The organism is Streptomyces sp. V1I1 (assembly GCF_030817355.1).
GTDB lineage: Bacteria > Actinomycetota > Actinomycetes > Streptomycetales > Streptomycetaceae > Streptomyces.
Map to the genome: position 1 here is coordinate 7,167,720 of NZ_JAUSZH010000001.1, position 12,679 is coordinate 7,180,398.

13 protein-coding genes are annotated in these 12,679 nt (G+C 72.0%); 7 read left to right on the forward strand and 6 right to left on the reverse strand.

What is annotated here, in order from left to right; all coding sequences use genetic code 11:
- Positions 1-10: 10 nt before the first annotated feature.
- Both QFZ67_RS33600 and QFZ67_RS33605 read right to left on the reverse strand, forming a co-directional pair.
- Positions 11-466 (reverse strand): roadblock/LC7 domain-containing protein, encoded by a 456-nt coding sequence (locus QFZ67_RS33600; RefSeq protein ID WP_307666070.1) that lies wholly within the window; start codon positions 464-466, stop codon positions 11-13.
- A 117-nt stretch (positions 467-583) separates the two neighbouring features.
- Entirely contained in the window at positions 584-1,018 is a 435-nt protein-coding gene (locus QFZ67_RS33605; protein ID WP_307664795.1) for a hypothetical protein, read from the reverse strand.
- Between the two features lie 300 nt (positions 1,019-1,318).
- On the opposite strand from QFZ67_RS33605, the gene QFZ67_RS33610 reads away from it, so the two are divergent.
- Positions 1,319-2,056: an acyltransferase gene (locus tag QFZ67_RS33610; RefSeq protein WP_307664796.1), complete on the forward strand. Its 738-nt coding sequence runs from the start codon at positions 1,319-1,321 to the stop codon at positions 2,054-2,056.
- A 34-nt stretch (positions 2,057-2,090) separates the two neighbouring features.
- Here QFZ67_RS33610 and QFZ67_RS33615 read toward each other — a convergent pair whose 3' ends face one another.
- Entirely contained in the window at positions 2,091-2,954 is an 864-nt protein-coding gene (locus QFZ67_RS33615) for a DMT family transporter (protein ID WP_307664797.1), read from the reverse strand.
- 93 nt (positions 2,955-3,047) lie between these two features.
- On the opposite strand from QFZ67_RS33615, the gene QFZ67_RS33620 reads away from it, so the two are divergent.
- Together QFZ67_RS33620 and QFZ67_RS33625 are read left to right on the forward strand one after the other, a co-directional pair.
- Positions 3,048-3,620 carry a helix-turn-helix domain-containing protein gene (locus QFZ67_RS33620; protein ID WP_307664798.1) on the forward strand — a complete coding sequence of 191 codons (573 nt, stop codon included), beginning with the start codon at positions 3,048-3,050 and terminating at the stop codon, positions 3,618-3,620.
- Positions 3,621-3,664: 44 nt separating this feature from the next.
- Positions 3,665-4,219, forward strand: a complete 555-nt coding sequence (locus QFZ67_RS33625; RefSeq protein ID WP_307664799.1) for a YbaK/EbsC family protein — start codon at positions 3,665-3,667, stop codon at positions 4,217-4,219.
- Between the two features lie 50 nt (positions 4,220-4,269).
- Here QFZ67_RS33625 and QFZ67_RS33630 read toward each other — a convergent pair whose 3' ends face one another.
- Entirely contained in the window at positions 4,270-4,677 is a 408-nt protein-coding gene (locus QFZ67_RS33630) for a CoA-binding protein (RefSeq protein ID WP_307664800.1), read from the reverse strand.
- 62 nt (positions 4,678-4,739) lie between these two features.
- Here QFZ67_RS33630 and QFZ67_RS33635 point away from each other — a divergent pair, with 62 nt between their 5' ends.
- The 3 genes from QFZ67_RS33635 to QFZ67_RS33645 are packed head-to-tail and all read left to right on the forward strand — an operon-like array spanning position 4,740 to position 9,715.
- On the forward strand, positions 4,740-5,366 hold the full coding sequence (locus QFZ67_RS33635) for a YigZ family protein (RefSeq protein WP_307664801.1): 627 nt from the start codon (positions 4,740-4,742) through the stop codon (positions 5,364-5,366).
- A gap of 42 nt (positions 5,367-5,408) precedes the next feature.
- A complete protein-coding gene (locus QFZ67_RS33640; protein WP_307664802.1) occupies positions 5,409-6,575 on the forward strand; it encodes an exonuclease SbcCD subunit D in 1,167 nt (388 codons plus the stop codon).
- Positions 6,572-9,715: an SMC family ATPase gene (locus QFZ67_RS33645; RefSeq protein WP_307664803.1), complete on the forward strand. Its 3,144-nt coding sequence runs from the start codon at positions 6,572-6,574 to the stop codon at positions 9,713-9,715. Before QFZ67_RS33640 ends, QFZ67_RS33645 begins: the two co-directional genes overlap by 4 nt.
- On the opposite strand, the gene QFZ67_RS33650 is transcribed toward QFZ67_RS33645, so the two are convergent.
- Positions 9,705-10,151: an Lrp/AsnC family transcriptional regulator gene (locus QFZ67_RS33650; protein WP_307664804.1), complete on the reverse strand. Its 447-nt coding sequence runs from the start codon at positions 10,149-10,151 to the stop codon at positions 9,705-9,707. The genes QFZ67_RS33645 and QFZ67_RS33650 overlap by 11 nt on opposite strands.
- Before the next feature lie 94 nt (positions 10,152-10,245).
- Between QFZ67_RS33650 and QFZ67_RS33655 the strand changes: the two genes are divergently transcribed.
- Positions 10,246-10,728 carry a rhodanese-like domain-containing protein gene (locus QFZ67_RS33655; protein ID WP_307664805.1) on the forward strand — a complete coding sequence of 161 codons (483 nt, stop codon included), beginning with the start codon at positions 10,246-10,248 and terminating at the stop codon, positions 10,726-10,728.
- Positions 10,729-10,952: 224 nt separating this feature from the next.
- Here QFZ67_RS33655 and QFZ67_RS33660 read toward each other — a convergent pair whose 3' ends face one another.
- Positions 10,953-12,635: a DUF885 domain-containing protein gene (locus tag QFZ67_RS33660; protein ID WP_307664806.1), complete on the reverse strand. Its 1,683-nt coding sequence runs from the start codon at positions 12,633-12,635 to the stop codon at positions 10,953-10,955.
- Positions 12,636-12,679 lie beyond the last annotated feature (44 nt).

Genomic DNA, 12,679 nt, shown 5'->3' on the forward strand with positions numbered 1-12,679 from the left:
CCCCCGTCGGTCAATACCCTTGAGGGCTTTGCCCGTTACCGCTTGAGGGGGCCGGGACCTCGACCTGGGACGGCAGCGGAGGCTCGGCCCGCGGATGTTCGCCCATCTGCTCGACCAATTCGGTCATCCGGTGGCCGACCACGCCCGGATCGGCGCCGTCCTCGGCCACGACGGCCAGATGCGCGCCGTCTCCCGCCTCCACGACGAACAGCAGTCCGCCGTAGAACTCGGTCATGGAATGCCGTACGCCGCCGTTGCCGTTGCCGAACTCGACCGAGGCTCCCTGGGCGAGCGCCTGGATGCCCGAGCAGATCGCGGCGAGCTGATCGGCCTGGTCGAGTGTCAGATGCCGGCTCCAGCAGAGCTTCAGCCCGTCGCGCGAGACCACCAGGGCGTGTTGGGTCCCCGGGGTGCGTTCCAACAAACTTTCCAGGAGCCAGTTGAGGCTGTTGTCAGTGGTCTGCATCGTGTGCCTGGGGCGGGTGCTGCCCTGCAATCCGGTCACCGGCCCGTGCCTCCTGTCTTACGTTCTCGTACGGGGGATGGGCGCCAGTGCCCCGGGCGCCGGACGGGGTGGATCGCGTTACTGCTCCGCGGGCGTCCCGGACGGATCCGCCGGGGCCTTGAGTGAGCGGTGGAAGGCGCCGAACTGCGCACCGGCGTCGCGTCCGGGCGAGTCGTGGCCCTTGTCCGGCGCGGTGGGCCCGGTGCGGCCGCGGTCGGCGGCGGCCATGGTGCGCCCCGGCGGCCGGACCGGCAGACCGCCCGGCGTGGCCACCTGGGGGCCGCCCTGCGACGGGATCGCAGTGCCGGAGCCGGAGGGGGTCGTCGCCAGCCGGTCCAGATCGTCGGCCGCCTGCGCCAACTGGTTCTGCAACGAACGCAGTTCACCGTGCACCACGGCCAATGCGCCACGCAGTCGCCGGGCGGAGAGTGCGGTGGCCCCGACGGCGACGGCCAGACAGAGCCAGGCGGCCGTGCGTATCCGGTGCGGTTTCGGGGCGACTGGCACTGACATTCCGCGATCCCTTGCTGCTCGAGTGCGGGAAACAGACAGGCCGACGGGCGTGCATCGGCCGCACATACGGCCGTAGGGCACCAAGTTGACGGTGATCTTCCGCATGTATGTGGCGCATATGCTAGCCACGCGGTGATGCTGGTGAGACGGGAGTGCTTCGACTGCCCACAGAACGGGGGACTTGGGCTCGAACGCGCAGTCCCCCGGCGGTCCGCCGTGGTACACGGCGTCGGCTTGGTGGGGCGAACATCACAGCGCACCGCTGTGATCGGGCCAGGTCCGGCCGACTACCGTGTGCGGGTGCCGAAGAACAGAAACACGTTCTCATCGCTCGCCGCCTGGCGGCGCCGCGTCCTCGCACGCGCCGTCCACCGCGGCTGGCGCTGGGTGCAGGAGGCGGGTGCTGTCACCGCCGAGCACCCGGGACGGCTGGGTTTCCGCCGGCTCGGCTCCGGCACCCGGCTCGCCTTCCCGCAGGGCACCGTCTTCGGCGATGCGTGGATCGAGCTCGGCGACCACTGCATCATCGGCGAGCAGGTCACGCTCACCGCAGGGATGATGCCGGGCCTGGACCTGGGACCCGACCCGATCCTGACGCTGGGCAACGGCGTGGTCCTCGGCCGCGGCAGCCATGTCATCGCCGACACTAGGGTGACCATCGGCTCGGACACGTACTGCGGTCCGTACGTCTACATCACCTCGACCAATCACAGCTACGACGACCCCCACCAGCCGGTCGGCAAGCAGTGGCCGCGTACCGAACCGGTGATGATCGGGCCTGGATGCTGGCTGGGCACCGGCGCGGTGGTCCTGCCCGGCGCGCGCCTCGGCCGCAATGTGGTGGTCGCCGCGGGCGCGGTCGTACGGGGAGAGGTCCCCGACCACTCGGTGGTGGCCGGGGCCCCGGCCCGGGTCGTACGGAGCTGGGATCCGGTCCGCGGCTGGCAGCCCCCGCTGCGTTCGCCCGCTCCCGTGCCGATTCCGGACGGCGTCACGCCCGAACAGCTGCTGGCGCTCGCGGAGTTGGAGGAGAGCTGAGCCGCGCTGCTCAGCCGACCGCCGGCAGTGCCGCTCAGCCGCCCGCCAGTAGTACGGTGCCCACCAGCGCGAGCCCCGCGCCGGTCGCCTGGACCAGGCGCAGCCGCTCCTTGAGAAGCACCAGCGCCGCGAGCACCGTCATCACCGGGTAGAGGTTCGCGAGTACGGCCGCGACGGTGACGGGCCCGTTCTGCGCGGCGATGGAGTAGGTGCCGTTGGCCGCGACATCGGCAAGGCCGACAAAGGCGAGGGCCGGGAGCGAGGACCAGATGACCCGCATTCCGCCGTCCTGCGGCAGCGCCCGCGCGCCGCGCTTCACCGACACGTACAGCGCCGCGCCGCCGACCGCGACATTGGTGACGCGCTGTACGAACAGCGCGAGGAAAAGCCCGGTGATGGTGGTCGAGGCCTCGGCGATCAGGGTCATCACCGCGCCGAAGCCGAAGGCGGCGACCAGGGTCAGCCCGATCGCCTGCCGCTGCACCGGCGCACCGCGCAGTTCGGGCCCGCCCAGGACGATGCCGGACACGGCCACCGCGATACCCGCGAACTGGAGCAGCCCGGGCCGCTCGCCGATCATCAGGCCGACGCCGACGGGCACGGCCACACCCAGCGATCCGAGCGGAGAGACCACGCCCATCGGTCCGAGGGCGAGCGCCTTGTAGAAGGAGAGCATCGCCACCGGGCCGACGGCGCCCGCCGCGACGGCGTACCAGAGCTGCGGTCCCGCCTCGTGCCAGCCGCCGGTGGCCACGACGACCGCGCCGAGGACGACCACCGCGATCGACTGCGAGGCGACGACCACCGTGAGGGCCGGCGCACGCCGTGTCAGCAGCCCGCCGCCGAAGTCGGCCAGGCCCCACAGGAAGCTCGTGGCCAGGGCGAACAGTGCGGTCATGGCGGGCCTCGCAGTACAGTGCAGTGAACGTTTGGGTGCACCACACCGTAGTGCAGTTTATTGAACCCTGTCATCCAGAATATTGGACGGAATGTGTCGGACCTCGACCAGCTCACGCAGTCGCTCGCCCGCAATCTCAAGCGTTGGCGCGGCGAGCGGGGGTTCACGCTCGACGCCCTCGCGGCCCGGGCGGGGGTCAGCCGCGGCATGATCATCCAAATCGAGCAGGCACGTACGAATCCGAGTGTGGGGACCACGGTGAAGCTCGCCGACGCACTCGGCGTCAGCATCACCACGCTCCTCGACTACGAGCAGGGCCCACAGGTCCGCCTGGTACCCCCGGAGCAGGCCGTACGCATGTGGTCCACCTCGACGGGCAGCTTCACCACCCTGCTCGTCGGCACCGAGCGCCGCGGGCCACTCGAACTGTGGGCCTGGCGGCTGATGCCAGGCGACCGCAGCGAGTCCGACCCGCACCCCGACGGCACGATCGAGCTGCTGCATGTCACCGCGGGCGAACTCACCCTCGTCGTCGACGGCGAACCGCACGCCGTACCTGCCGGGACCTCCGCCACCTTCGAGGCGAATGTTTCGCACTCCTACCGCAACGACGGTGACGAGACGGTCGAGATGACGATGGCCGTCTCCATCCCGCCCGTGCGCTGAGACGGCCGATCGCACACGGGACAGCCGCTGTTAGCGTGATGCGTATGCGCGCTCCCATCGGAAACTTCGACGACGCCAGACCCGCCCCCGACTGCCTCGACCTGTTCACCCCGCCGGTCGCCGACGCCGTGCGCGCCTGGCACGGCGACGTACCCGCCGAGCAAGTGATCTACGTCGACACCGACCCGGACATCGCCGACACCGCCGTCTTCGCGGAGCACTACGGGCAGGAACTGCTCGACGAGTCGGCGAACTGCGTGGTCGTGGCGGGCAAGCGTGGCGGCGAGACTTCGCTCGCTGCCTGCGTCGTCCTGTCCAGTACGCGCGTCGACGTCAACGGTGTCGTCCGTAAGCAACTGGGCGCCCGCAAGGCGTCGTTCGCGTCCATGGACACCGCGACCGGCGAGACCGGCATGGAGTACGGCGGCATCACGCCGATCGGACTGCCCGCCGAGTGGCCGCTGCTGGTGGACTCCGCGGTCGTCGACACGGAGTGGGTACTCATCGGCAGCGGCCGCCGGCGCGGAAAGCTGATCGTGCCCGGGAAGGCCTTCGCCGGGCTGCCGGGCGCGATGGTCATCGACGGCCTCGGCGTCTGAGGCCCGGCCCACCGGGTCGCGGGTCGGGTCGGCCGAGCAACGCCGCCCGGTCAGCCGAGCCGCGGGATCTCGATCGCCGGGCAGCGGTCCATCACCATGTCGAGCCCGGCCGCGCGAGTGCGCTCGTACGCCTCCTCGTCGACCACCCCCAGCTGGAACCAGACCGCCTTCGCGCCGATCGCCGCGGCCTCGTCCGCGACCGGTCCGGCCAGCGAGGAGTTCACGAACACATCGACCACGTCGACCTCGAAGGGGATGTCCGCGAGCGCCGCGTAGCCCTGCTCGCCGTGGACCGTCTCCGCCTTGGGGTGCACCGGGACGATGCGCTTGCCGAAGCGCTGGAGGACACCGGCGACGCCGTGCGCCGCCCGCGCCTCGTTGTTGGACAGGCCGACCACCGCCCAGGTCTCGCCCGTCGAGGTCAGAATCCTGCGGATCGTCTCTGCGTCTGCGTACATGCTCCGGACAACCGGGGGCCCGCGCGGAGCATTCCCCTCCGGGCGGCACATAGGGTGGCCGGATGCAGGAGCAGTACCGGACGGTCGCCCGCGAGGGCGTGCACGAGACCGAGATCAACAGATCGCGCTTCATCTGCGCGCTCGCGCCCGCCGCGACCGAGGAGGAGGCGCAGGCCTTCGTCGCACGCATCCGCAAGGAGCACCCGACCGCCACGCACAACTGCTTCGCGTACGTCATCGGCGCCGACGCCGCCGTACAGAAAGCGAGCGACGACGGCGAACCGGGCGGCACGGCGGGCGTGCCCATGCTGCAGATGCTGATGCGGCGCGAAGTCCGTTATGCCGTAGCCGTCGTCACCCGGTACTACGGCGGTGTGAAACTCGGCGCGGGCGGCCTGATCAGGGCATACGGCGGAGTCGTCGGCGAAGCCCTGGACGCGCTCGGCACCCTCACCCGGCAGCGCTTCCGGCTCGCCACCGTCACCGTCGACCACCAGCGGGCGGGAAAGCTGGAGAACGATCTGCGGGCGACCGGACGGGATGTGCGCCAGGTGCGGTACGCGGAGGCGGTCACCATCGAGATCGGGCTGCCGGACGCCGACGTCGAAGCCTTCCGCAGCTGGCTCGCCGATATCACAGCGGGGACCGCGGGACTCGAACTCGGCGGTGAGGCTTATGGAGACGCCTGAAGCCGCTCGTGATGTCCGACCCCACCGATACTCTCGGGGATCATGAGATTCCTGCATACGTCGGACTGGCACCTGGGGCGGTCGTTCCACCGGGTGAGCATGCTCGACGCCCAGGCAGCGTTCCTCGACCACCTCGTGGCGACGGTGCGCGAGCGCGACGTGGACGCGGTGCTGGTCGCAGGGGATGTGTACGACAGGGCAGTGCCGCCGCTCGCGGCCGTGCAGCTGTTCGACGAGGCGTTGCACCGGCTCGCCGCCGCCGGAGTGCCGACCGTGATGATCTCCGGGAACCATGACTCGGCGCGCCGGCTCGGCGTCGGGGCCGGGCTGATCGAGCGCGCCGGGATACATCTGCGCACCGATCCGGCCGGATGCGACACACCCGTGCTGCTGAGCGACGCGCACGGCGACGTGGCCTGCTATGGACTGCCGTATCTCGAACCCGCCCTGGTGAAGGACGAGTTCAAGACGGACAAGGCACGGCACGAGGCCGTCATCGGCGCCGCGATGGAGCGCGTACGAGCCGACCTGGCGACGCGTGCGGCCGGCACCCGGTCCGTCGTCCTCGCCCATGCCTTCGTCGCGGGCGGCGAAGAGAGCGACAGCGAACGGGACATCACCGTCGGAGGCGTGTCCGCCGTGCCCGCCGGGGTCTTCCACGGCGTCGACTATGTCGCGCTCGGACATCTGCACGGCTGCCAGGCCATCGCCGACCGCGTGCGCTACTCCGGATCACCGCTCGCCTACTCCTTCTCCGAGGCACGGCACCGCAAGACCATGTGGCTCATCGACCTCGGCGCGCGGGGCGAGATCGAGGCCGAGCGCATCGAATGTCCCGTGCCGCGGCGGCTCGCCCGGCTGCGCGGCGCGCTGGAGGAACTGCTCGACGACCCCGCCCTGGCCCCGCACGAGCAGTCGTTCGTCGAGGCGACCCTCACCGACCCGGTGCGACCGGCCGAGCCGATGGCGCGGCTCACCGAGCGGTTCCCGCACACCCTCAGCCTCGTCTTCGAGCCCGAGCGGACCGGCGACGACGCTGTCGCCTCGTACGCAAAGCGGCTGAAGGGCCGCGACGACCACCAGATCGCGGAGGACTTCGTGGCCCATGTGCGCGGCGGCAGCGGGCCCGACGATCTGGAGCGCACCGTGTTGCGCGGTGCCTTCGACGACGTACGAGTGGACGAGGGCGTGCGCGAGGTGGCCGGGTGAGGCTGCACAGACTGAGCGTCACCGCCTTCGGCCCGTTCGGAGCCGGCCAGGACGTCGACTTCGACGCGCTGTCCGCCGCCGGGATCTTTCTGCTCCACGGCCCGACCGGCGCGGGCAAGACGTCCATCCTCGACGCGGTCTGCTTCGCGCTGTACGGAGCGGTGCCGGGCACGCGTCAGAGCGCAGGGGCGTCCCTGCGCAGCGACCACGCCCTGGTCGGCACCTCCACCGAGGTCTGCCTCGAACTGACCGTGGGAGGGCGGCGGTTGGAGATCCGGCGGCGGCCCTCCCAGCCGCGCCCCAAGAAGAACGGCAAGGGCTTCACCACCGAGCGGTCCCAGAGCTGGCTGCGCGAATACGACTTCGAGGCCGGCCAGTGGCAGGCGCTGAGCCGCTCCCACCAGGAGATCGGCGAGGAGATCAGCCAGCTCGTCGGGATGAGCCGCGACCAGTTCTGCCAGGTGGTGCTGTTGCCGCAGGGCGACTTCGCACGCTTCCTGCGCGCCGACGCGGAGGCGCGCGGCAAGCTGCTCGGGCGGCTCTTCGACACCCGCCGCTTCGCCGCGGTCGAGGAGCGCCTCGCCGAACAGCGCCGCGCCGCCGAGCAGCAGGTACGCGCCGGTGACGAGCGGCTGCTCGCGGTCGCCCACCGGATGGAACAGGCCGCGGGCACAGCGGCGGGGCCTTGGCCGCTGCCGCCGCAGCAGCCGGGCGATCCGGGACTCGCCGCGGCCGTACTGCAGTGGGCGGCCGTCGCCCGCGCGGGCGCCCGGGAGAGGCTGGACATCGCCGAATGCGCGCTGGCCGCGGCGGAAAGCCGGCAGGCCGCCGCACGGCGTGAGCTGGAAGCCGAACGTGAACTCGCCCGGCTCCAGGAGAGATACGCGGACGCCCGGCGGCGCAGGGAGGCGCTTGAGGCGCGGCGGCCCGAGTGGGAGGAACTGCAGGCCAGGCTGGAACGGGCCCGCAAGGCGGAGCTCGTCGAGCCCGCGCTGCGGCTGCGCGACGACGCCGAGCGCGGGCACCGGCGCGCGAGCGCGGACCGCGAGCGGGCGCGGGCCGGACTCCCGCCGGAGCTCGCGGAGGCCGGGGCGGAACAACTGGCGGCGCTCGAACGCAAGCTGAGCCAGGACCTGGGCGGCCTCGAAGCCGCCCGGCGGGCGGAGCGACGCAGCGCGGAGATCACCCGCGAGCGCGCGGACCTCGACCGCCAGGCCCGGGCCGACGACGACATCCTCGCCGACGCGGCCGGCTGGCTGGCCGGCTGGGAGACGGTGCGGCGCACCCACCAGGACGGCATCGCGGCCGCCCAGGACGCCGCGACCCGCGCCGAACACCTCGCGGGCCGCCTCGGCCCGGCCCGCCGCCGGCTCCGCGCGGCACGTGAACGCGACCGGCTCGCGGCCCGCACCGAGCAGCTGGAGGACCAGCTGCACACGGCCCGCGAACGCGCCAACACGGCCCGAGAGAGCTGGCTCGATCTCAAGGAACGCCGCCTGCGAGGCATCGCGGCGGAACTGGCGACGGGCCTGGTCCGGGGCGAACCCTGCGCGGTCTGCGGCTCTGCGGACCACCCCGCGCCGGCCCGCGCGGGGGACGGCCATGTGGACCGCAGGGCGGAGGAGTCGGCGTACGAGAGTTACACGCGGGCGGACTCGGCCAGGGCGGAGGCGGAACGCGAACTGGCGGTGGTGCGGGAGTCGTTGACCACGGCGAGGGAGGAGGCCCGGGCGGCGGAGCGGGGCGGTGACGCCCCGGTTGCGGGTGGCGTGCCCGGTACCACCGACGCCCCGGTGGCGGGTGGCGTGCCCGGCCTCGCCGACGCCCACGGGCAGCCGCAGGCCGCGGACCGCGGGATTGGGGACGAGCCCGATGTGTCCGAACTGCTGCGTCTCGTCGAGCAGTTGGAGTGCGACCACCAGCACGCGCACAGCCTCGCCTCCGGCATGCACGCCGCTCGCGAGGGGCTCGATCAGGCCGAGCGCGAGCACGAGGAGCGGCTTGCCGCGCAGCAACAGGCCGAGCGGCGCGTCGCCGCGCGGACCTCGCGGCGGGAAGGGCTCGATCGGGAACAGACCGCGTTGGAAAGCGAATTGGCCCAGGCCCGGGGCGGCGCGGGCAGCGTCGCCGAGCATGCCGCGCTGCTGGAGCGCCGGGTGCGGCTGCTCGCCGATGCCGCCGAGGCCGTACGAGCCGTCGACCTCACCGCGCAGCGCCTGAAGGAGGCCGACGACCGGTTGGCCGACGCCGCGTTCCGGGCCGGGTTCGACACGCCCCGCGCCGCTGCCGCAGTGCTGCTCGGCGAGGCGGAGCAGCGGGATCTGCAGCACCGTATCGACGCCTGGCAGACCGAGGCCGCGGCCGTCGCCGACCGGCTCGCGGAGGCGGACGCCGGCAGCGCCGCCGAGCATCCGCCCGCCGACCCCGAAGCGGTCCGGGCCGCGCATGACGAGGCCGAGCGTGCCCTGCGCGACGCCGCGTCCGTGCTTGCCGCCGCCCGCGACCGGTGCGCCGAACTCGCGCGGCTGTCGCGGCAGGCCGTCGCGGAAGTGCTCCGCCTCGGCCCGCTGCGCGAGGAGTACGACCGGGTCGCCCGCCTTGCCGCGCTCACCGCCGGTACCTCCGCCGACAACGAACGCAGGATGCGCCTCGAGTCGTATGTCCTGGCGGCCCGCCTCGAACAGGTCGCGGCCGCAGCCACCGTACGACTGCAGCGCATGTCGTCCGGCCGCTACACGCTCGTGCACTCCGACGCCCGAACCGGCGGCAAGCGCTCCGGACTCGGCCTGCATGTCGTGGACGCCTGGACCGGAAGCGAACGCGACACCGCGACCCTCTCCGGCGGCGAGACCTTCTTCGCCTCGCTCGCCCTGGCGCTCGGCCTCGCCGACGTCGTCACCGACGAGGCCGGCGGTGTACAGCTCGACACCCTCTTCATCGACGAGGGCTTCGGCAGCCTCGACGACCAGACCCTGGACGAGGTGCTGGACGTGCTGGACTCGCTGCGCGAACGGGACCGCAGCGTCGGCATCGTCAGCCATGTCGCCGATCTGCGCCGCCGCATCCCGGCTCAGCTGGAGGTCGTCAAGGGCCGCCACGGCTCCACGGTGAGGCTGGGCGGGGCGCCGCTCAGCGGCTGATCGCGCGGCGCGGCAGCGGGGAGGAGTAGACGACGCTCGTGGTGACCGAGCCGAGCGCGCCGATCTTGCCCGAAGTCTCCTCGAGATGGCTCATGGACCGGGTGGCGACCTTCAGTACGAAGCAGTCGTCGCCCGTTACATGGTGCGCCTCGAGGATCTCGGGCGTCGTCTCCAGCAGATCGTGGAACGGCTTGTAGTTGCCGTTCGGATACCGCAGCCGTACGAACGCGAGGATCGGCAGCCCGAGCCGGTCGTGGTCGACCACCGCGGTGTAGCCGGCGATCACCCCGGCCTCCTCCAGCCGCCGCACCCGCTCGGTCACGGCGCTCGGGGACATCGAGACGGCCCTGGCCAGCTCGGCGAAACTGGCCCTGCCCTGGCTCTGCAGGGCTGCGAGGATGCGCCAATCCGTGGCGTCCGGTGAATATCCGGTCATCCCCGAGAGATAGCAGGGGAATCCCCGGCCGATCAAGACCAGTGCCGGGGATTGTCACTTCATGGAGCCGATCACCGACCGTAGATTCTGAGTCATGACCACGACGCAGCTCGCCTCGAACCCCGTCCTCCGCGTCCCGCCGGCCTCGCCCGCCGGGGCTGCCGCGTACTTCGGCGCCGCCCTGGCTTTTCACGCCGACGTCTCCGATGTCGCCGCGGCCCTGGCGGCCGGCGGCGACCCCGGATTCGTCGTTCTCGACTCCCGTTCCACCGAGTCCTGGGACCAGGGGCACATTCCCGGCGCCGTCCACCTGCCGACCGCGCTGATCGCCGAGCAGGCCGAGCAGCTCCTGGACAAGTCCGTGCCGGTGGTCACGTACTGCTGGGGCCCCGGCTGCAACGGCGCGACGCGCGCATCCCTCGCTCTCGCCGAACTCGGCTACCAGGTCAAGGAGATGCTCGGCGGTTTCGAGTACTGGGCCCGTGAGGGCCTCGAGTTCGAGACCTGGGAGGGCGGGCAGCGGCGGGCAGCCGACCCCCTGACCGCGCCCGTCGACGCGGACGACTGCGGCTGCTGAACCGCCGGCGCGACGGTGGGGGAGGGACGCGTCGGGAACTGCGCGTCCGAGCGGCCGGTCCCGGCCACCGGGCGCGCCGCCCCCGCAGGCGGTCGGTCCGGGCCGCCATCGGCGCGCCGCCCCCGCAGGCAGCCGGTCCGGGCCGCCACCGGACGCACCGCCCGCAGACAGTCGGCCCGGGCCCGCTCCGGCCGCCGTCCCGCGCGGCGGAGCGGGCCCGGTCGTCAGAGCTTCGACAGCTCGTCGACCAGGTCGTCCAGCCCCAGGGAGCCCTGCGACAGCGCCGCCATGTGCCATGCCTTCGCGTCGAACGCGTCGCCGTGCGCCTTGCGGGCGTTCTCCCGCCCGAGCAGCCAGGCCCGCTCACCGAGCTTGTAGCCGATCGCCTGCGCCGGCATCGACAGATACCGGGTCAGCTCGCTCTCCACGAAGTCCGCGGGCCGCCCGCTGTGGCTGCCGAAGAACTCCTGTGCCAGCTCCGGAGTCCACCGCTCGCCCGGGTGGAACTCCGAGTCCGCCGGAATCTCCAGCTCCAGATGCATGCCGATGTCCACGATCACCCGACACGCCCGCATCATCTGCGCGTCCAGATAGCCGAGCCTGCGCTCCGGGTCGGGCAGAAAGCCCAGTTCGTCCATCAGCCGCTCCGCGTACAGCGCCCAGCCCTCCGCGTTGGCGCTGACGCCGCCGATCGTCGCCTGGTAGCGGGAGAGCTGGTCCGCGACATGCACCCACTGCGCGATCTGAAGGTGATGGCCGGGCACACCCTCGTGGTACCAGGTCGACACCAGGTCGTACACGGGGAAGCGGTTGGCGCCCATGGTCGGCAGCCAGGTGCGGCCCGGCCGGGTGAAGTCCTCCGACGGAGCGGTGTAGTACGGCGCGGCCGCGCCGCCGGGCGGGGCGATCCGGGACTCCACCCTCCGTACCCGCTCGGCGAGTTCGAAGTGCGTGCCGTCCAGCGCCTCGATCGCCTCGTCCATCAGCTTCTGCAGCCAGACCCGCACCTCCTCGACACCCTCGATGTGCTCGCCGTGCACATCGAGATGCGCGAGCGCCTCCCACGGCCCGGCGCCCGGAAGGATCTTGTCAGCCTCGGTCTTCATCTCGGCGAGCAGCCGGTGGTACTCGGACCAGCCGTACGCGTACGCCTCGTCGAGGTCCAGATCGGTGCCGTTGAAAAAGCGCGACCAGCGGGCGTAGCGCTCCCGGCCGACCGTGTCGGGCGCGTCCATGACGGCCGGTGCGTAAACATCGCGCATCCAGTCGCGCAGCTCGCCCAGCGCGGTCGTCGCCGTGCGGGCCGCGGCGTCGAGCTCGGCGCGGAGCGCGCCTGGGCCGTCCGCCACGAACTCCTCGAACCAGCTGCGGCCCGTGCCGAGCCACTCTGTCATCTGGCCGATATTGGTCTGGGTGGCACGGGGGCCGCCCAGGAGCTTGCGCTCGAGCCCCAGCTCCAGCGAGGCCCGGTAACCCTCCAACGCGCGCGGCACCGCACGGAGCCGCTGCGCGATGGCCGCCCAGTCCTCGTCGGTCTCCATCGGCGTCACGGTGAACACCTCGCGCACCGTGTGCACCGGCGAGCGCATATTGCTCACCGTACGCAGCCCTTCATCGGCCTCGTGCACGGCGAGTTCGGCCGTCAGACGCTCTCGCAACAACCGGCCGCAGCGCCGCTCCGCATCGCTCTCGGCGCCCGGCAGCTTCTCGGCATCGTCGAGCCGGGTGAGCGTCTCGCGGGCGAGTTCGGCGATTCCTTCCTGACCAGCGGGTGAGTAGTCGGGAAGGAAACCCGAACTCTCCTTGATTCCGAGGTATGTCCCGATGGTCGGGTCGAGTTCGATGAGTGCGTCGACGTAGGCGTCGGCGACCTGGCGGGGCAGCTCGCTGCTGAGGGTGACTGGCATGCGCATATCCTCATACGAGTGGGGGCTCCGCGTCACCATCATCG

What these genes read in the sequence shown, in the direction of transcription:
- QFZ67_RS33630 (WP_307664800.1), bottom strand. Translation starts at nt 4,677, where the DNA reads ATGTACGCAGACGCAGAGACGATCCGCAGGATTCTGACCTCGACGGGC.
- QFZ67_RS33655 (WP_307664805.1), top strand. Translation starts at nt 10,246, where the DNA reads ATGACCACGACGCAGCTCGCCTCGAACCCCGTCCTCCGCGTCCCGCCG.
- QFZ67_RS33660 (WP_307664806.1), bottom strand. Translation starts at nt 12,635, where the DNA reads ATGCCAGTCACCCTCAGCAGCGAGCTGCCCCGCCAGGTCGCCGACGCC.
- QFZ67_RS33635 (WP_307664801.1), top strand. Translation starts at nt 4,740, where the DNA reads ATGCAGGAGCAGTACCGGACGGTCGCCCGCGAGGGCGTGCACGAGACC.
- QFZ67_RS33640 (WP_307664802.1), top strand. Translation starts at nt 5,409, where the DNA reads ATGAGATTCCTGCATACGTCGGACTGGCACCTGGGGCGGTCGTTCCAC.
- QFZ67_RS33625 (WP_307664799.1), top strand. Translation starts at nt 3,665, where the DNA reads ATGCGCGCTCCCATCGGAAACTTCGACGACGCCAGACCCGCCCCCGAC.
- QFZ67_RS33615 (WP_307664797.1), bottom strand. Translation starts at nt 2,954, where the DNA reads ATGACCGCACTGTTCGCCCTGGCCACGAGCTTCCTGTGGGGCCTGGCC.
- QFZ67_RS33600 (WP_307666070.1), bottom strand. Translation starts at nt 466, where the DNA reads ATGCAGACCACTGACAACAGCCTCAACTGGCTCCTGGAAAGTTTGTTG.
- QFZ67_RS33650 (WP_307664804.1), bottom strand. Translation starts at nt 10,151, where the DNA reads ATGACCGGATATTCACCGGACGCCACGGATTGGCGCATCCTCGCAGCC.
- QFZ67_RS33605 (WP_307664795.1), bottom strand. Translation starts at nt 1,018, where the DNA reads ATGTCAGTGCCAGTCGCCCCGAAACCGCACCGGATACGCACGGCCGCC.